Origin of the sequence: Venatoribacter cucullus, assembly GCF_016132445.1 — a bacterium.
GTDB classification, from domain to species: domain Bacteria; phylum Pseudomonadota; class Gammaproteobacteria; order Pseudomonadales; family Oceanobacteraceae; genus Venatoribacter; species Venatoribacter cucullus.
This window is the reverse complement of record NZ_CP046056.1, coordinates 2519038-2537500: the sequence shown is the minus strand read 5'-3', so window position 1 is coordinate 2537500 and position 18463 is coordinate 2519038. Positions and strand designations below refer to the sequence as shown.

The following is an 18463-nucleotide window of genomic DNA, read 5'->3' as shown; positions in this document are numbered from 1 at the left end:
TATTTATACGCATGGTAGAGGAGCGTTCTGTAAGCCGTTGAAGGTCAAGGTGTGAACCAGGCTGGAGGTATCAGAAGTGCGAATGCTGACATAAGTAACGACAAGGGGAGTGAAAAACTCCCCCGCCGGAAACCCAAGGGTTCCTGTCCAACGTTAATCGGGGCAGGGTTAGTCGGTCCCTAAGGCGAGGCAGAAATGCGTAGTCGATGGGAAGCAGTTTAATATTACTGCACCTCTTTGTAATGCGATGGGGGGACGGAGAAGGCTAGGCCAGCACGGCGTTGGTTGTCCGTGTTTAAGCATGTAGGCAGAAATCTTAGGCAAATCCGGGATTTCAATGCTGAGGTGTGATGACGGTGACTCTACGGAGTCCGAAGTGGTTGATGCCATGCTTCCAGGAAAAGCCTCTAAGCTTCAGTTACAAAGAGACCGTACCCGAAACCGACACAGGTGGGTAGGTAGAGAATACCAAGGCGCTTGAGAGAACTCGGGTGAAGGAACTAGGCAAAATGGCACCGTAACTTCGGGAGAAGGTGCGCTGGACTTGGTGAAGGGCTTGCCCCGTAAGCTGAGACCAGTCGAAGATACCAGTCCGCTGCAACTGTTTATTAAAAACACAGCACTCTGCAAACACGAAAGTGGACGTATAGGGTGTGACGCCTGCCCGGTGCCGGAAGGTTAATTGATGGGGTTAGCGCAAGCGAAGCTCTTGATCGAAGCCCCGGTAAACGGCGGCCGTAACTATAACGGTCCTAAGGTAGCGAAATTCCTTGTCGGGTAAGTTCCGACCTGCACGAATGGCGTAATGATGGCGGAGCTGTCTCCACCCGAGACTCAGTGAAATTGAAATCGCTGTTAAGATGCAGTGTACCCGCGGCTAGACGGAAAGACCCCGTGAACCTTTACTGTAGCTTTGCACTGAACTTTGAACCTATCTGTGTAGGATAGGTGGGAGGCTTTGAAGCTGAGACGCCAGTCTTAGTGGAGCCGTCCTTGAAATACCACCCTGGTATGTTTGAGGTTCTAACCTAGGCCCGTTATCCGGGCTGGGGACAGTGTATGGTGGGCAGTTTGACTGGGGCGGTCTCCTCCCAAAGAGTAACGGAGGAGCACGAAGGTCGGCTAATCCTGGTCGGACATCAGGAGGTTAGTGTAATGGCACAAGCCGGCTTAACTGCGAGACCAACACGTCGAGCAGGTACGAAAGTAGGTCATAGTGATCCGGTGGTTCTGTATGGAAGGGCCATCGCTCAACGGATAAAAGGTACTCCGGGGATAACAGGCTGATACCGCCCAAGAGTTCACATCGACGGCGGTGTTTGGCACCTCGATGTCGGCTCATCACATCCTGGGGCTGAAGCCGGTCCCAAGGGTATGGCTGTTCGCCATTTAAAGTGGTACGCGAGCTGGGTTTAGAACGTCGTGAGACAGTTCGGTCCCTATCTGCCGTGGGCGTTTGAGATTTGAGAAGCGCTGCTCCTAGTACGAGAGGACCGGAGTGGACGAACCTCTGGTGTTCCGGTTGTCACGCCCGTGGCATTGCCGGGTAGCTAAGTTCGGACAGGATAACCGCTGAAAGCATCTAAGCGGGAAACCTCCTTCAAGATGAGATCTCACTGGAACTTCGAGTTCCCTGTAGGGCCCTGGAAGACTACCAGGTTGATAGGTCAGGTGTGTAAGCGTTGTGAGGCGTTGAGCTAACTGATACTAATTGCCCGTGAGGCTTGACCATATAACACCCAAACTTGGTGTGAGTGGTAACACTCAGAAAACTGAGTTAAGAAACAGACCAGGCAACCGCCGGTTCGCGAGAGAATCCAATTTAAACTCATGTATCCGCCCTAATTTGAAGAAACGTCGCAGACTACGTAAGACGACAATGCTTCATAAAGGTTTGCTTGACGACCATAGAGCTGTGGAACCACCTGAATCCATTCCGAACTCAGAAGTGAAACGCAGTATCGCCGATGGTAGTGTGGGGTCTCCCCATGTGAGAGTAGGTCATCGTCAAGCTCTTATTCAAAACCCCCGGTAGCTCACGCTATCGGGGGTTTTTCTTTTTGCGCTGACGATAAACCCACTCTCGCATGGGGTCCACAGGGCCGTGAGCACGAACGTGCTCTGTCGGCCGTGGGGTACCACTCGCACCGTCCCTGGTGCTCGCCCTGTGGGCAGCAAGCTGTGCCAGCGGCTCCTGCCGCTGGTCCCCATGTGAAGGAATCAACCGGCAACGCTGATTGAACAGCTGGCTTGTGGCATCAGACTCTTTACCGGTTATCCTGGTGAGGCTTTTATAATTTCACTTTCTTCGATGACACCAATACAAAATTGCTGGCAATAAAAAAGCCCGCATATTGCTATGCAGGCTTTAGGTATTTAATGGTGCCCAGAGGCGGACCAATAGGCCGGGAGCCGATTGGCACAGCTTTGCTGCCCGCAGGGGCAGAACCATGGATGGTTCTGATGCATCGAACCCGGTTCGATGACGCCTGAAGTAAAATCAGAGCCATTAAAAAAGCCCGCATATTGCTATGCAGGCTTTAGGTATTTAATGGTGCCCAGAGGCGGACCAATAGGCCGGGAGCCGATTGGCACAGCTTTGCTGCCCGCAGGGGCAGAACCATGGATGGTTCTGATGCATCGAACCCGGTTCGATGACGCCTGAAGTAAAATCAGAGCCATTAAAAAAGCCCGCATATTGCTATGCAGGCTTTAGGTATTTAATGGTGCCCAGAGGCGGAATCGAACCACCGACACGCGGATTTTCAATCCGCTGCTCTACCGACTGAGCTATCTGGGCATTTCATGAACAACGTGTTGTTCGTGAATTGGCGCGTATTAAACCCGTTGGCCGTTGGGGTGTCAACCCCTCTGTTTCACTTTATTTATCTTTATTTTCAGGAACATAGCCCTCGGCTGCGTCAAACTCTTCGCCACTCAGAAAACGTTCGCGTTGCTCGGTCAGATATTTCCGGGCCTTCAAATCCATCATGTTCAAGTGTTTTTCATTAATCAGCCGGGTCTGATGTTCTGTCCATTCGGTCCAGGCTTTTTTTGAAATTGTTTGCAGAATTTCCTCGCCCTTTGGACCCGGGAATGGGGCAGCAGCCAGTGCTTCAAGTTCTTGCTGATATTTTTTGCAAAATACGGTGCGGGTCATGGATATTCCTCTGTGCTCTGTTGCTGCAGCAGCATTTTAACCGGAGCTGCCAGACCAATATTGTCGGGAGAGACGGGATTGTACCAGCAGTGATTCGGATTGTCGGTTTCCTGCACCGTTGCCAGATGTCGTTGCAACCGGAATACCACGGGTTGAATATGCAGATGGTAGTGGCTGAACGTATGCCGGAATGGCGGTAATTCCTGTTCTAAGGCTTCTGTACCGGGTAACAGACGCTGCACCATCAGTCTGGCGGCTTGTCGGTCGGTACCTTCCGGAAAACTCCACAAACCGCCCCAGATTCCTTGCTGGGGTCGTTGTTGCAGAAAATATTCGCCGGCCGGATTGCTGATCATGATCAGGATTGTGTGTTTTTCAGGTTTGGCTTTTTTGGGCTTGCTGTTGGGAAATTGGGTCGGGTTGCCGGTTTTCAGGCCGAGGCATTGCGGCTGTAACGGACAGATACCACAAGCTGGTTTACTGCGGGTGCAGAGTGTAGCGCCAAGATCCATCATGGCCTGGGTGTACTGTCGCGAGCTGTGGTTTGGTGTCAGCTCTTCTGCCAGTGACCACAGTCGTTTTTGTACCTGACCATCGCCGGGCCAGCCCGGTACAGCAAAACAGCGAGTTAATACGCGCTTGACGTTGCCATCGAGAATCGGGGCATGAATGCCCATACTGATCGAGGCGATGGCGGCGGCGGTTGAGCGCCCGATGCCGGGTAATTCTGACAGCTGTTCGACGGAATGAGGAAACAGGCCGTTGTATTCATTGACGATGGTTTTGGCACAGGCATGCAGGTTACGCCCGCGGGCATAGTAGCCAAGGCCGGTCCAGAGATGCAGAACCTCATCCTGTTTGGCGGTGGAGAGGCTGAATACATCAGGGAATCGCTGCATAAACCGTTCAAAATACGGAATAACCGTTGTTACCTGGGTTTGCTGCAACATAATTTCTGACACCCAGACCCGGTAAGGAGAAATCTGTTGTTGCCACGGCAGATTTTTTCGCCCGTATTGTTCGTACCAATCGAGTACGGCCTTGCTGAAAAGTTGTGCTGTCATAAGTTGCTGGGTTGTCCAGGCGGAGCGCTATAGTAGCGCAATGTTTTAGCTGCTGGTGTTGTGTATCAGTCTGAATGCCGGCGCTGATGTTCGCTCAGGAATTGATGCAGCTGGGCCAGTGACAATGGCCTGCTGAATAAATACCCTTGCCCCTCATCACAATTATTGCGGCGCAGAAAGTGCAATTGCTCTTCGGTTTCCACGCCTTCGGCGACCACCGTCATGCTGAGTTTGTGCGCCATGGCAATAACGGCTGCGGTAATCGCCATATCATTCTGGTCACCGGGAATATCCATCACAAATGAGCGGTCTACTTTCAGTACATCGATCGGAAAACGCTTGATATACGCCAGCGATGAGTAACCAGTACCGAAATCATCAATTGCAATGGAAATGCCGATTTTTTTAATTTCCTGCATGGTCACAATCGCGCTTTCCACATCATCCATTAAGGTACTTTCAGTTAGTTCCAGCTCCAGACATTGCGGTGGGATTTTACTGATTTCGATAACACTGCGGATGCGATTCAGCAGGCTGGGGTCGTTAAATTGTCGCGCTGAAAGGTTTACCGCAACCTTGGTGGTTGGTGGCAGGACTTTGCTGCGGATTAACGAGCTGATCTGGCGGCAGCTTTGTTCCAGTACCCAGCTGCCGATTTCCAGGATCTGGCCGGTTTCTTCCGCAACCGGAATAAAACGATCCGGTGGAATAAAGCCTTTTTCCGGATGGTTCCAGCGTAACAGTGTTTCGACACCGGTAATGTGGAAATCAAACAGGCTGATTTTGGGCTGAAAAACCAGGCTGAACTGTTCCCGGGTTAATGCTTCGCTGATTTCTTTTTCCAGTGCCAGATGTTCCATGATGGAGCGGTTCATGTCTTCAGAAAAGAACTGGAAATTATTGCGTCCAAGTTCTTTGGCGCGGTACATGGCCAGGTCAGCATTTTTCATCAGCGTATTGGCATCGGTTGAATCATCCGGTGTTAAGGTAATGCCAATACTGACGGTGGTGACGATGTCCTGGCCTTTAATGCGGATCGGCTTGGCCAGCATGCGCAGCAGCTTTTCGGCGACCACCAATACATCGTTGTTATGATGTACATCCGTCAGCAGAATGGTGAACTCGTCCCCGCCGATCCGTGAAACGGTATCATTTTCTCTTACCGCGGCCGTCAGTCGGTGAGCAACTTCTTTCAGCATCAGGTCGCCGGCATCGTGACCCAGGGTATCGTTAACCCGTTTGAACTGGTCCATGTCGAGAAATAACAAAGCCATTGAGCTTTGATGGCGCTGGGCAGTTTTAACGGCTTTTTCCAGTCGGTTGCGGAATAAGCGACGATTTGCCAGACCGGTGAGCGGATCGTAAAACGCCAGGTTTTCCATTTGCAGCTGCGCTGCTTTTAATTCGGATATATCCGAAATAGCACCCAGATAGCCCAATAATTCTCCGTGCCGGTCGTGCAGTGTACTGGCTAATACCTGAATCCAGGTCGGTTCATGGTTTTTGCGGCTGAGCCGTATTTCCAGGGCAATACTCTCCTGCTCGCAAGTCAGTTTATTCCAGGCTTGCTGAGCTTCGGTAAGGTCATCCGGATGAATGCGGGCAAACCAGTCATGCAGAGAGGGTGTTTCATCCGGTACATGGTGAATATCGCGCCAGCGCTGATTCACATATTGCAGGCGCTGCTTGGCATCTATCTGGAAAATACCGACGGGCGACAGCGCGGTCAGTTTGCGGAAGCGTTCTTCGCTGGTTTTGAGTGATGCATTTTCATCTTCAACGGTGCGTAGCAGAGTGTTAAACAGATCAACCAGGTCGCCGAGTTCATCATGGCTCTGTTTGTTCGCCCGGATCGAGTAATCCTTTTTCAGCATAATGTGGCGCAGTGTGTTACCCAGCTCCTGAATAGGACGGGTCACAACATTTTGCAGGCGGCTGGCCAGTAAAAATGCCAGCATCACGGCGGCCAGCAGAATTAACAGGGAAAAGAATAAAAACTGCCCCAGTCGTTGCAGCAGATCCAGATGACTGGCTTCGATATACAAGGTGCCAATCGGCGCTTCGCCCAGCATAACGGGGAAGAACTGATGGAAATTCAGGCCTTCGCTGCCGTGAAGTTCGTGCAGTCTTGGCGGGCAGCCCGGTGTATTTTCCTGCCGTGCGGTATAGGCTGCCACCAGCTCCTGATTGTCGGCATAGATACAGCCGCGGACCACACTGCTGTCGGCATTGAGTGTATTCAGGTTGGTTTGCAGCATGGAAAAGTCGCTGAACGTCAGCGCTGCACTGGCGCGATTGGAAATAACCTCACCCAGAATGGTCAGTTTTTTGTCGACATCCTGACGGCTGAGGTAGTACTCGAGAGAAATGAACGCCAGGTTGGTGATGAACAGTGTCAGGCCGGTGGTCAGCAAGGCAATGATTACCAGCTTGCGTCGCAACGATTGCGAGTTTAAGGGGCGAAAAAACAACAAGGGTTGTTACCTGCTCTGTGTCATCGGAATGCCCGGCAGTTCTGGCCGGGATGGGGCAAAACCAGCTGTCAGCTTAGAAAAGATACGGTCTGATTGCCATCATGGGCTAAAAAAAACTGGCCACAAGGGCCAGTTAAAGAAGGGAATGAATCAAGGAGAGTGAAGCGTTAGTCTGCGGTTTGCTCGGCAAGTTCCGCCAGTAATTCATCAATACTGATATTTTGCAGGCGTTCATTCAGCTGGTCACGGTAAGTTTTAACCATGCCCAGGCCTGCAATAACGGCATCGTATACCAACCAGTCACTGGTTTTGTTGCGCTGATACAGACGGAAATCAACGGGCACCAGTTTGCCATCGGTTTGTTGCATCGTGCCTTTTACCAGCGCGCGATCACCGCTGTCGTTGTAGCGCACGTCTTCGAAGACAAACTGCTCGCCATTAAAGGCCTTGAACGCCCCGCTGTAAGTACGGATCTGCAGTTCACGGTAGCGGTCAATAAAGGCCTGTCGCTGTTCCGGAGTGGCCCGGCGCCAGTGTTTGCCCAGTGCGCCCATGGCAATGCGTTGCTGATCAATGGCCGGTATGATCCAGGTCATGACCAGCCGGCGGATTTCCGCATCGGTGCGCTGCTCCAACGTGAGCTTATTCAGATCATTAATAATGCCGTTGGTGGCACGTTCAACGACGGTGCGCGGATCTTCCGGTGCCGCCTGTACGGCTGCAGACAGCAGGGCAGCCGCCAACAGAATGACAAAGGCAGAGAAGGATTGCAGAGCGATTTTCATAAATGACAACCTTGTTTCAAGCATTGACGCAGTATGGGCAAGGGTGTTGCAGAATGAAAGCCGTCCGGCGTGAATGGCCTGTTGCCGGAATGGAACGTTTCTTCAGCCGTTATGCCGATACTGCAGTTCACCATCGGCGGCCATAAAGCCCCGGTGCTGTAATGCCGGTTGCAGGTTTTCGGGGCAGTCGCGCACCACCAGGGTTTTGCCTTCTTCCTGCGCCCAGCGCTGAATAAAGTGCAGCATCTGATGCATCACGCCGCGTCGTTGCGTCACGCTGCGTACACCGGCCTGAGACAGCGTCACCCCGGCCGGAGTTTCTTGCGCCAGCAGGGCGCCGATAAGGCGGTCGTTAAAGCGGCCGGCAATTATCCAGCCGCCGTCGGCCAGCCACTGTTCCAGCGCGCTGCGATCAGCGGCAAAACCGGTGGCGCTGGTATCCTGATGAATTTTTTCCAGATCCTGCCAGTCGGCAGCAGTGGGCGTATGGATGTGTTCGAGTTTGACGGGCACGGTGGGCTTCCTGTCGGGTATATTCTTTGGCGCTTTGCTTTATAATGCTTTCCTTTCCTTTTTGCGAGAGTTGGAGCAGCCATGTCCCGCGCAGCAACGGTCGAGCGTAATACGCTGGAGACCCAGATCCGTGCCACCATTAACCTGGATGGTACCGGTCAATCCCGTTTTGATACCGGGGTCCCTTTCCTGGAGCACATGCTGGATCAGATTGCCCGCCATGGCCTGATCGACCTGGATATTACCTGCAAAGGCGATAACCACATCGACGACCACCACAGCGTGGAAGATATTGGTATTACCCTGGGCCAGGCCTTTGCCAAAGCCGTGGGCGACAAAAAAGGCATCGTCCGTTACGGTCATTCCTATGTGCCGCTTGATGAAGCCCTGTCACGGGTGGTGATTGATTTTTCCGGTCGTCCCGGGCTGAGCATGAACGTGGAATTTACCCGCGCCAGCATCGGCAAGCTGGATACGCAGCTGTTCTGGGAATTCTTCCAGGGCTTTGTGAACCACGCCGGTGTGACGCTGCACATTGATAACCTGAAAGGCTTTAACGCTCACCATCAGGCGGAAACCATTTTCAAAGCCTTCGGCCGCGCGCTGCGCATGGCGCTGGAACAGGATCCGCGTATGGCCGGTGTGATGCCGTCCACCAAAGGTTGCTTGTAAGGAGCGCAGAGCATGAGCAGTAAACTCTGTGCGGTCATTGACTATGGCATGGGCAACCTGCACTCGGCCCACGGCGCGTTACAGACCGTGGCGCCGGATACCCGGGTGCTGGTAACCAGTGACCCGGAAACCATTCTGAAGGCTGACCATGTGGTGTTACCCGGTGTCGGTGCCATCCGTGACTGCATGGCGGAAATCCGTAAGCAGGGCATCGATCAGGTGGTGGCCGAGGTACGCAAAACCAAACCGTTACTGGGTATTTGTGTCGGGCTGCAGGCCATGATGGATCGCAGCGAAGAAAACGGTGGCGTTGACTGTCTGGGTTTATTCCCCGGTCAGGTGCGTTTTTTCGGTAATGATCTGCACGAAAATGGCGAGCATCTTAAAGTGCCGCACATGGGCTGGAATAAAGTGGCGCAGGTGGCTCACCCGCTGTGGGCGGGTATTGCTGATAACAGCCGGTTTTATTTTGTGCACTCTTATTATGTGCAGGCAGAAAAGCCTGAACAGGTGAAAGGCCGTGGTCATTACGGCGTCGATTTTGCCGCCGCCATGGGCGAAGACAACGTCTTTGCGGTGCAGTTTCACCCGGAAAAAAGCCACCACGCCGGCTTGGCGTTGCTGCGTAATTTCCTCGCCTGGGACGGTCAGGCCTGATTATTTTTTACATTCCGAATTAAGGTAAAACCATGCTGGTAATTCCTGCTATTGATTTGAAAGATGGCCAATGTGTGCGCCTGCGTCAGGGCCGTATGGATGATTCTACCGTGTTCGGTGATGATCCGGTGTCCATGGCCAAGCGCTGGGTCGATGCCGGCTGTCGTCGCCTGCACCTGGTCGACCTGAACGGTGCCTTTGCCGGTACACCGGTGAATGGCGAAGCCGTGACCGCCATTGCCAAAGCCTTTCCGGGCCTGCCGATTCAGATTGGCGGTGGTATCCGCACACTGGAAACCATTGAGCATTACATCAAAGCCGGTGTCAGCTATGTAATTATTGGCACCAAAGCGGTGAAAGAGCCGGCTTTTGTGAAAGAAGCCTGCAAAGCCTTCCCGGGGCATGTGATTGTCGGTCTGGACGCGCAGGATGGTTATGTGGCGACCGACGGCTGGGCGGAAGTATCCAGCGTTAAGGCGGTGGATCTGGCCAAACAATTCCGCGATGACGGCGTTACCTCCATTGTCTACACCGACATTGCCCGCGATGGCATGATGCAGGGCGTGAACGTTGAAGCCACGCTGCAACTGGCGGTGGAAGGCGGTATTCCGGTGATCGCGTCTGGCGGTGTGACCAATATTGAAGATATCCGCGCGCTGGCCAAAGTATCCGGTCAGGGCATTCTGGGTGCTATTACCGGCCGGGCGATTTATGAAGGCACGCTGAACGTAGCCGAAGCCCAGCAACTGGCCGACGAGTTAACCGGAGCATAATCATGGCATTGGCCAAGCGCATTATTCCCTGCCTCGATGTTGATAAAGGCCGCGTGGTAAAAGGCGTTAATTTCGTTGGTATCCGCGATGCCGGTGACCCGGTGGAAATTGCCAAGCGCTATAACGACCAGGGCGCCGACGAAATTACGTTTCTGGATATTACCGCCAGTCACGAAGGCCGTGAAACCACCGTGCATATGGTGGAAGCCATTGCCGAGCAGGTGTTTATTCCGCTGACCGTGGGCGGTGGCATTCGTGAGCTGGAGGATATCCGCCGCATGTTGAATGCCGGTGCCGATAAAGTCTCGATTAATTCGGCGGCGGTGTATAACCCGGATTTTGTGAAGGCTGCGTCGGACAAATTCGGTGCGCAGTGCATCGTGGTCGCCATTGATGCCAAGCAGGTGGGTGATAATCACTGGGAAATTTTTACCCACGGTGGGCGTAAACCCACGGGTATTAATGCGGTGGAATGGGCGGTGAAAATGGCTCAGTACGGCGCCGGTGAAATTCTGCTGACCTCCATGGATCGTGACGGTGTGAAGTCCGGTTTTGATCTGGGTGTTACCCGTGCCATTGCCGATGCGGTGAATATTCCGGTCATCGCCTCCGGCGGTGTCGGTAATCTTGATCACCTGGTCGATGGCGTAAAAATCGGTCATGCCGATGCGGTACTGGCGGCCAGTATTTTCCACTTTGGCGAATACACCGTGCAGCAGGCCAAGCAGCATATGGCGGCGGCCGGTATTGAAATGCGGTTGGATTAAGACGATTCAGTCTTAATGGATGCCTTCCATGTTCGGGCGATGGCGTGTCAGGGTAAAGTCGCAGACACGCCGTAAATCCATCCATGGAGGCTCGTATGCCGCATCGATCCTCAGGACGAGGTGAATGCCGCAGTTCGTCGGGAACGAGATGCGGCCCTGCGGCATGCGGTCTGCTTCTTTTACCCCGAACACCATGCCTTACATGGTTTCGCATACTGAGAACATTGCAGTGATTGCTCTCTTGTTTAAGCCGATCATGGCAGATGATCTGCATATAAAATAAAAAAGCGGCCGAAGCCGCTTTTTTTATGCCGTTAATCCCGCGAATTAATACAGCACACGGGCACGGATAGTGCCTTCCACCTGTTTGATTTTTTCCAGCGCCAGTTCTGAGGCGTCTTTGGAAACATCAATAACCACATAGCCCACATCTTCAACGGTCTGCAGGTATTGGCCGGAAATATTGATGTCGTTTTCAGCGAAAATCTTGTTGATGGCGTTCATTACACCCGGCACGTTTTTGTGAATGTGCAGAATGCGGTGTACGTTGGCGTTGCCTGGCAGAGCCACTTCCGGGAAGTTGACGGAAGAGGTCGTGGTGCCTTTGTCGCTGTACTGAGCCAGCTTCTCGCCCACTTCTTTACCGATATTTTCCTGGGCTTCCAGGGTAGAGCCACCCACGTGCGGGGTCAGGATGACGTTGTCGAATTCACGCAGCGGGGTGATAAATTCTTCACCGTTGGCACGCGGTTCAACCGGGAATACGTCAATAGCAGCGCCCAGCAGTTTTTTGCTGCGGATGGCTTCGGCCAGGGCGTCGATGTCGACCACGGTGCCGCGGGAAGCGTTCAGCAGGATAGAACCCTGCTTCATTTGCGCGAATTGTTCCGCACCGATCATCCACTTGGTGGCGGCGGTTTCCGGAACGTGCAGGGACACGGCGTCGGCAATGTTCAGCAGTTCGTTCAGGCTGCCCACTTGCTTGGCGTTACCGATTGGCAGCTTGGTGACCACGTCGTAGAAGTACACTTCCATGCCCAGGCTTTCGGCCATCACCGACAGCTGAGTACCGATGGAACCGTAACCGACGATGCCCAGTTTTTTGCCGCGGATTTCGTAAGAATTATCAGCCGATTTGTTCCAGCCACCACGGTGGCACTGAGCGTTACGCTCCGGTACACCGCGCATCAGCATAATGATTTCAGCAATGGACAACTCCGCCACTGAGCGGGTGTTGGAATACGGCGCGTTGAATACCGCGATACCACGCTTGGTGGCCGCTTTCAGATCAACCTGGTTGGTACCAATGCAGAAACAACCCACGGCGATCAGTTTTTCGGCGGCGGCAAAGATATCTTCGGTCAGTTGGGTGCGGGAGCGGATACCAATGAAGTGCGCATCTTTGATACGGGCTTTCAGCTCGTCATCCGGCAGGGATGTTTTCAGATACTCAATGTTGGTGTAGCCGGCCGCGTGCAGTGTGTCGAGCGCCGACTGGTGTACGCCTTCCAGCAGAAGGAACTTGATCTTGCTTTTGTCGAGGGAGGTCTTTGCCATGGTAGTACCTGTGAGCAGATGATAAAACCTGTGCGGCAGTCGCCGGGGCGGCTCCGTCGGAGATAAAGCTCTCCGAAAAATAAGGCGCGTATGCTAGCATAGCCGGCCTGTTAACGTGAGCCTCAAACCCCGTTTTCATCGCGAAGATTATTCAGTTTGAGGTGAAAAGCATTCATTCTGAGCGGGATTCCCATGACTGCCCTGACCCAAGACGCCCTGATCGAACGCCTGTCTGCCATTGTCGGTAGCGACAAAGTCCGTACCGATGCGGATTCCCTGCAAACCTTCGGCAAAGACTGGACCAAGGTGTACGAGCCGAAGCCGAGCGCCATTGTGTTCCCGAAAACCACCGAACAGGTGCGTGACATTGTGCTGCTGGCTAATGAGTGCGGCCTGCAGCTGGTGCCGTCCGGTGGTCGTACCGGCCTGAGTGCCGGTGCCGTGGCCGCCAACGGTGAAGTGGTGGTCGCCTTTGATTACATGAATCAGATTGCGGAATTTAACGCCGTTGATCGTACCGTTAAGTGCGGCGCTGGTGTGATTACCGAACAACTGCAGACCTACGCTGAAGAGCAGGGGTTGTTCTACCCGGTGGATTTCGCGTCTGCAGGTTCCAGTCAGATCGGCGGCAACATCGGCACCAACGCCGGTGGCATTAAAGTGATCCGCTGGGGCATGACCCGTGATTGGGTGGCGGGCTTAACCGTGGTGACCGGCAAGGGCGATATTCTGCAATTGAACAAAGACCTGCTGAAAAACAACACCGGCTACGACCTGCGTCAGTTGTTTATCGGCGGCGAAGGAACCCTGGGTTTTGTTACCGAAGCCACCATGCGCTTAACCCGTCCGCCGAAAAACCTCACCGTGCTGGTGCTGGCGATTCCGGAACTGGATGACGTAATGAAAGTGCTGAACCAATTCCAGTCCAGCATGGATCTGACCGCGTTTGAATTCTTCTCTGACAAAGCCATGAGCAAGGTACTGGCCCGTGGCGATGTGCCGGCGCCGTTCGAAAGCAACGCCGACTTCTATGCCCTGATCGAATTTGAAGCCATTACCGATGCTGATATGGATCTGTCCATGAGTCTGTTCGAGCAGTGCGTGGAAAATGGCTGGGTAGTGGATGGTGTAATCAGCCAGAGCGAAACTCAGGCGGCCAATCTGTGGCGTCTGCGTGAAGACATTTCTGAAACCATCGCGCAGTGGACGCCGTATAAAAACGACATCTCTGTGGTGGTTTCCAAAGTGCCGCCGTTCCTGCGCGAAATTGACGAAGTCGTCACCCGTGAATATCCGGATTTCGAGATCATCTGGTTTGGTCATATCGGTGATGGCAACCTGCACCTGAACATTCTTAAGCCGGATGCGCTGCCGAAGGAAGAATTCTTCCCACGCTGCAATAAGGTGAGCAAGTGGGTGATGGAAATCGTGCAGAAATATGACGGTTCTATTTCCGCCGAGCATGGTGTGGGGATGACCAAAAAAGCCTACCTGCCGTACACCCGTTCTGAGGCAGAAATTGCCTATATGAAAGCGGTGAAAGCGGTGTTCGATCCGAACAATGTGATGAACCCGGGCAAGCTGGTGGATATGTAAGCAGGCCGGACGCTCGCTGCGCCTGGAGTCTGAAGCTTGAGGCTTGAGGCTTGAGGCTTGAAGCAAAAAAACGCTCGCTGCGCTTGACGGGAGACGCCAAAAATCGTCCAGCGTCCAGCGTCCAGCGTGCCTTGCAATTTTACGCGGAGCACGCAGAACCCTTAACGCCCAACCCTGAACGGCAGGCGTTCTAAAACAACTGCTCCGGAATCATTTCGGGTGCGGCCGGTTGTCCTTCGTTATCCGGCTGGCGGGCCGGACGTGCCAGTTCTTTCGGCACATCCTCTTCGCGGAAGTACTCAAAAATTGCATCCGGTTGACCCGGTGCTGCCAGTAATCCGGTCACCGGGTCAATGCGGACGCTGACAATACCATCCGGTTGCTCGTAGGGGCGGGGTGGCTTATCGGCAAGCGCCGTCCCCATATAATCGACCCAGATAGGCAGAGCAGTATTGCTGCCGAAGGCCCAGCGTCCCAGAGTGACCGGCTGATCGAAACCCACCCAGACCGTGGCGACCAGATCCGGGCTGAAGCCGGCGAACCAGGCATCTTTCTGGTCGTTGGTGGTGCCGGTTTTGCCGGCCAGGTCGTCGCGGTTCAGCACCAGCGCCCGCTGCCCGGTGCCGCGGGTCACCACATCTTTCAGCATGCTGATCATCAGATAGTGAACGCGTTCATCCATCACTCTGGGCGCGTGGATGGCTGCATTGGCATCTGGTTCGCCGGTTTTCGGGTCTGTTACCGGTTCGGGGCAGTTGCGGCAAGCCACGGCGGGCCTGGCCTGGTACAGCAGCTGGCCGTTGTCGTCTTCGATACGGTCAATCAGATAAGGGGTAACAGCGAAACCACCGTTCGCCAGCACGGCATAGCCGGTGGCCAGCTCCATGGAGGTAACGGCCGAGGCGCCCAGGGAGAGTGACAGGTCGGCATTCAGCTTATGGCGCGGGAAACCAAAGGGTTCGATATAGCGGATGGCCCGGTGGGGGCCGACCTGGTTCAGAATGCGGATGGATACCAGGTTCTGCGAGCGGTACAGCGCTTCACGCAGGCGGGTGGGGCCATAGAATTTGCCGCTGTTGTTTTCCGGCCGCCAGGTGGCTTCCAGGCCAGCGTCTTCAAAGACTACCGGGGCATCATTAATGATGCTGGCCGGAGTAAAGCCGTGCGCCAGTGCGGCGCTGTAAATAAAGGGCTTGAAGGCGGAGCCGGGCTGGCGGTCAGCCTGAATGGCACGGTTAAACTGATTGCTGGTGGGGGAAAAGCCACCCACCAGTGCCTGAATGGCGCCATCGGCCGGGCGCAATGACACCAGTGAACCTTCGGCCTCTGGCAATTGTGCCAGCAGCGGGCCGGCGCTGGTTTCTTCAATCCAGATTTCCATGCCCGGCTGTAATACATCGGCCGGACTGGCGGGTTCAGCACCAATGACGTTGACGTTGATATAGGGCTTGGCCCACAGCATGGCGCTGAATGGCAGCCAACGCTCGCCATTTTGTTGCAGCACCCAGGCACCTTCGGGCATTACCCGGGTAACAATGGCCGGTGCAATTAACCCCATGTCATCACGGGCCAGTAAGCGGCTGTTCCATTCTTCGAGGGTGGCCGGCCAGTCGATGTCATAGCGTGCATCGGCTTTTTTCAGCCATTCTGCAAGTTCCGGTGTGTCGGTAACCGCCAGTGTCTGTAACGTTGCCATGGGCTTTGGGGTGCGCCATCCATGATCGCGGTCGTATTTCAGCAGGCCACTTTGCAACGCGCGGTTGGCAGCCGTCTGGCTGGTGGAGTCGACGGTGGTATAGACGCGGAAACCGGCGGTGTAGGCCGCGTCACCGTACTGGGCCACCATTTCACGACGTACCATTTCCGCAACATAGGGGGCGATGATTTCCGAGGTTGGGCCGTGGTAGCGGGCGGTAACCGGCGCCCGGGCCGCCTGGTCGAACTCTTCCTGGCTGATCATGTTCAGGGTCAGCATACGGGCCAGTACGTAGTTGCGGCGATCAATGGCGCGACGTGGGTTGTTGATCGGGTTAGCGGCTGAGGGCGCCTGCGGCAGGCCGGCAATCATGGCAATCTGGGCCAGATTCAGTTCATGGATGCTTTTGCCGTAATACACCTGAGCGGCAGCTTCGATGCCATAAGCGCGTTTACCCAGATAGATCTTATTAATATACAGCTCCAGAATTTCCTGCTTGCTGAGATATTGTTCAATCTCCAGCGCCAGCATGATTTCTGTGAATTTACGGGTGAAGGTTTTTTCTGAGCTGAGGTAATAGTTCTTGGCGACCTGCATGGTAATGGTGCTGCCGCCGGAGCGTTTCTCGCCGGTCCGGATCAGCTCGATGGCCGCGCGGGCCAGGCCTTTGAAATCAATACCAATATGTTCAAAGAAGCCGTCATCTTCTGAGGCCAGCAGCGCATTGATAAAGCTGGGCGGGATTTCCGCATAGCTGAGTGGGTTACGGCGTTTTTCGCCAAATTCGCTGATCAGCTTACCGTCGGCGCTGTAAACCCGCAGCGGGGTTTGTAATTCAATACGACGTAATTCATCCGGGTCGGGAAGCTCGGGGGCGAGATAAATATAGATGCCGCAGGCGGCAATACCCACTGCGGAAACAGCAGACAGGATAAACCAGGCCAAAAAGCGCAGAAGGGGTTTAAGAACAGTCATAAAAAAGATTGCCAGATGCCTCAGAAAGCCAGTGAATATGCGGGTTGCGGCATTATAAGGCTTTTTTGTTCTTTTAATAGGAATGTGCTTATAATGACTTCGACTATATAGGAACTGAGTGAGCTTGCGTGCGCAAGTTCGCGATTTTCAAGGGGATTTGTCGTGCTGGCCAACCTGTTTAAGAAGAAGAGCAAGGCCTTGCTGGGGGTCGATATCAGTTCGACATCGGTTAAGATTCTTGAACTGAGTCACAATAATGGAAGATATCAGGTTGAAGCCTATGCGTGCGAATCTCTGCCGCCTAATGCCATTGTTGAACAAAGCATTAATAATGACGAAGCCGTTGGTGAAGCGATCAAGCGTGCCTTGACCCGTTCCCGTGCCGGTGCCCGTCGTGCTGCCATTGCGGTTGCCGGCTCTGCCGTTATTACCAAAACGGTGCAGATGAATGGCAAGCTCAGCGATGACGAGATGGATTTCCAGATCCGCGCTGAAGCGGATCAGTATATTCCTTATCCGCTGGAAGAAGTGGCGCTGGACTGGGAAGTACAGGGGCCGTCTGCCGGTGGTAACGATATGGTAGATGTGCTGCTGGCGGCCTGCCGTTCTGAGACGGTTGAGCGGCGTAAAGATGCGGTCGAATACGCCAATCTTGAAGCCGGTGTTGTTGATGTCGAAGCGTTCTGTACGGAACGCGCCTTTTCTTTGCTGCAAGGCCAGATGGATGGCGACGATATCGATACCGTCGCCATTATTGATGTCGGCGCGACCATGACCACTCTCAGCATTCTGCATGAAGGCAAATCTATTTATACCCGCGAGCAGTTATTCGGCGGTCGTCAGCTGACCGAAGATATTATGCGCCGCTATGGTCTCAGCGAAGAGGAGGCCAGCCGCGCCAAGCTCGAAGGGGGCTTGCCGGACGATTATGAAACGGAAGTGCTGGAGCCTTTCCGTCGTGCGGTGGTGCAGCAGGTCAGTCGCTCGCTGCAGTTCTTTTATTCCTCCAGTCAGTTCAATGATGTGGATTACATCATTCTGGCGGGCGGTACCGCTTCCATTCCCCATCTGGCCGATCAGGTTCAGGATGCCATGGGTATTGCTACCATTGTGGCCAATCCTTTCGTCAATATGACGTTATCGCAGAAGGTAAACCCGAATCTGCTCAACAGTGACGCACCATCACTGATGATTGCCTGTGGTCTGGCTATGAGGAGTTTTGATAATGGCAAATATTAACCTTCTGCCGTGGCGCGCCGAGCGCCGCCAGAAACGCCAGCAGGAATTTTATGGTGTTATTGGCCTGGTCGTGCTGGCGGCTGGTTTTATTGTGTTCTCAGTGAACGGCTATTACAGCGATGCCATTGATAACCAGAACCGCCGCAATAATTTTATTACCACCGAAACCAAAGTGCTGGATGCCAAAATTGCCGAAATCAGTGCGCTGCGGGAAACCCGTCAGCAGTTGATTGAGCGTATGGAGCTGATTCAGGCGCTGCAGGGCAACCGCCCCATTATTGTGCGCGTGTTTGATGAAATGGTACGGGCCGTGCCGGAAGATCTGTATTTCAGTGCCGTTACCGTCAAGGGCACTGATGTCAATATCAAGGGTGTGTCTAAGTCCAACAACCGGGTCGCGGCGCTGATGCGTAATTTTGATCAGTCGGACTGGTTTGCAGAGCCGTCACTGATCCGCGTACAGGCGAAAGGCGAAGCTGTGAACGAGTTTGAAATTACCATGAAACGCGTTCAGCCAAAGGCGGCAGAGGAATAA

Annotated in this window: 14 protein-coding genes, 1 tRNA gene and 2 rRNA genes (1 of these 17 cut by a window edge); 9 read left to right on the top strand and 8 right to left on the bottom strand. The window is 53.9% G+C overall.

What is annotated here, in order from left to right:
- Together GJQ55_RS12020 and rrf are read left to right on the top strand one after the other, a co-directional pair.
- Nucleotides 1-1732 (top strand): 23S ribosomal RNA (locus GJQ55_RS12020); it begins 1159 nt to the left of the window's first position.
- A gap of 165 nt (nt 1733-1897) precedes the next feature.
- Nucleotides 1898-2013: ribosomal RNA gene (rrf, locus tag GJQ55_RS12015) — 5S ribosomal RNA — on the top strand.
- A gap of 711 nt (nt 2014-2724) precedes the next feature.
- Here rrf and GJQ55_RS12010 read toward each other — a convergent pair.
- The 6 genes from GJQ55_RS12010 to GJQ55_RS11985 form a co-directional block, all read right to left on the bottom strand.
- Nucleotides 2725-2800, bottom strand: a tRNA-Phe gene (locus tag GJQ55_RS12010).
- Nucleotides 2801-2881: 81 nt separating this feature from the next.
- Nucleotides 2882-3160, bottom strand: a complete 279-nt coding sequence (locus tag GJQ55_RS12005) for an oxidative damage protection protein (RefSeq protein WP_228345203.1) — start codon at nt 3158-3160, stop codon at nt 2882-2884.
- A complete protein-coding gene (gene mutY, locus GJQ55_RS12000; protein WP_228345202.1) occupies nt 3157-4224 on the bottom strand; it encodes an A/G-specific adenine glycosylase in 1068 nt (355 codons plus the stop codon). Before mutY ends, GJQ55_RS12005 begins: the two co-directional genes overlap by 4 nt.
- A 65-nt stretch (nt 4225-4289) precedes the next feature.
- Nucleotides 4290-6698: a bifunctional diguanylate cyclase/phosphodiesterase gene (locus GJQ55_RS11995; RefSeq protein WP_228345201.1), complete on the bottom strand. Its 2409-nt coding sequence runs from the start codon at nt 6696-6698 to the stop codon at nt 4290-4292.
- Between the two features lie 167 nt (nt 6699-6865).
- The gene (locus tag GJQ55_RS11990; RefSeq protein ID WP_228345200.1) at nt 6866-7483 is read right to left on the bottom strand and encodes an MlaC/ttg2D family ABC transporter substrate-binding protein; all 618 of its coding nucleotides are present in this window, start codon (nt 7481-7483) and stop codon (nt 6866-6868) included.
- Between the two features lie 102 nt (nt 7484-7585).
- Nucleotides 7586-7996: an acetyl-CoA sensor PanZ family protein gene (locus GJQ55_RS11985; protein WP_228345199.1), complete on the bottom strand. Its 411-nt coding sequence runs from the start codon at nt 7994-7996 to the stop codon at nt 7586-7588.
- 81 nt (nt 7997-8077) lie between these two features.
- Here GJQ55_RS11985 and hisB point away from each other — a divergent pair, with 81 nt between their 5' ends.
- Genes hisB through hisF form a run of 4 tightly spaced genes read left to right on the top strand, consistent with a single transcriptional unit; the run spans nt 8078 to nt 10865 of the window.
- Nucleotides 8078-8668 carry an imidazoleglycerol-phosphate dehydratase HisB gene (hisB, locus tag GJQ55_RS11980; RefSeq protein ID WP_228345198.1) on the top strand — a complete coding sequence of 197 codons (591 nt, stop codon included), beginning with the start codon at nt 8078-8080 and terminating at the stop codon, nt 8666-8668.
- A 12-nt stretch (nt 8669-8680) separates the two neighbouring features.
- Nucleotides 8681-9325 carry an imidazole glycerol phosphate synthase subunit HisH gene (hisH, locus tag GJQ55_RS11975; protein ID WP_228345197.1) on the top strand — a complete coding sequence of 215 codons (645 nt, stop codon included), beginning with the start codon at nt 8681-8683 and terminating at the stop codon, nt 9323-9325.
- Between the two features lie 32 nt (nt 9326-9357).
- The gene (gene hisA, locus GJQ55_RS11970) at nt 9358-10098 is read left to right on the top strand and encodes a 1-(5-phosphoribosyl)-5-[(5-phosphoribosylamino)methylideneamino]imidazole-4-carboxamide isomerase (RefSeq protein ID WP_228345196.1); all 741 of its coding nucleotides are present in this window, start codon (nt 9358-9360) and stop codon (nt 10096-10098) included.
- A 2-nt stretch (nt 10099-10100) separates the two neighbouring features.
- Nucleotides 10101-10865: an imidazole glycerol phosphate synthase subunit HisF gene (gene hisF / locus GJQ55_RS11965; protein WP_228345195.1), complete on the top strand. Its 765-nt coding sequence runs from the start codon at nt 10101-10103 to the stop codon at nt 10863-10865.
- A 327-nt stretch (nt 10866-11192) separates the two neighbouring features.
- On the opposite strand, the gene serA is transcribed toward hisF, so the two are convergent.
- Nucleotides 11193-12422, bottom strand: coding sequence for a phosphoglycerate dehydrogenase (gene serA, locus GJQ55_RS11960; RefSeq protein WP_228345194.1), 1230 nt, complete (start codon nt 12420-12422; stop codon nt 11193-11195).
- 192 nt (nt 12423-12614) lie between these two features.
- On the opposite strand from serA, the gene GJQ55_RS11955 reads away from it, so the two are divergent.
- Nucleotides 12615-14018 carry an FAD-binding oxidoreductase gene (locus tag GJQ55_RS11955; protein WP_228345193.1) on the top strand — a complete coding sequence of 468 codons (1404 nt, stop codon included), beginning with the start codon at nt 12615-12617 and terminating at the stop codon, nt 14016-14018.
- Nucleotides 14019-14208: 190 nt separating this feature from the next.
- On the opposite strand, the gene GJQ55_RS11950 is transcribed toward GJQ55_RS11955, so the two are convergent.
- Nucleotides 14209-16689, bottom strand: a complete 2481-nt coding sequence (locus GJQ55_RS11950) for a penicillin-binding protein 1A (protein WP_228345192.1) — start codon at nt 16687-16689, stop codon at nt 14209-14211.
- 162 nt (nt 16690-16851) lie between these two features.
- Between GJQ55_RS11950 and GJQ55_RS11945 the strand changes: the two genes are divergently transcribed.
- Nucleotides 16852-17928: a pilus assembly protein PilM gene (locus GJQ55_RS11945; RefSeq protein WP_479266820.1), complete on the top strand. Its 1077-nt coding sequence runs from the start codon at nt 16852-16854 to the stop codon at nt 17926-17928.
- Nucleotides 17915-18463, top strand: a complete 549-nt coding sequence (locus tag GJQ55_RS11940) for a PilN domain-containing protein (protein WP_228345191.1) — start codon at nt 17915-17917, stop codon at nt 18461-18463. Before GJQ55_RS11945 ends, GJQ55_RS11940 begins: the two co-directional genes overlap by 14 nt.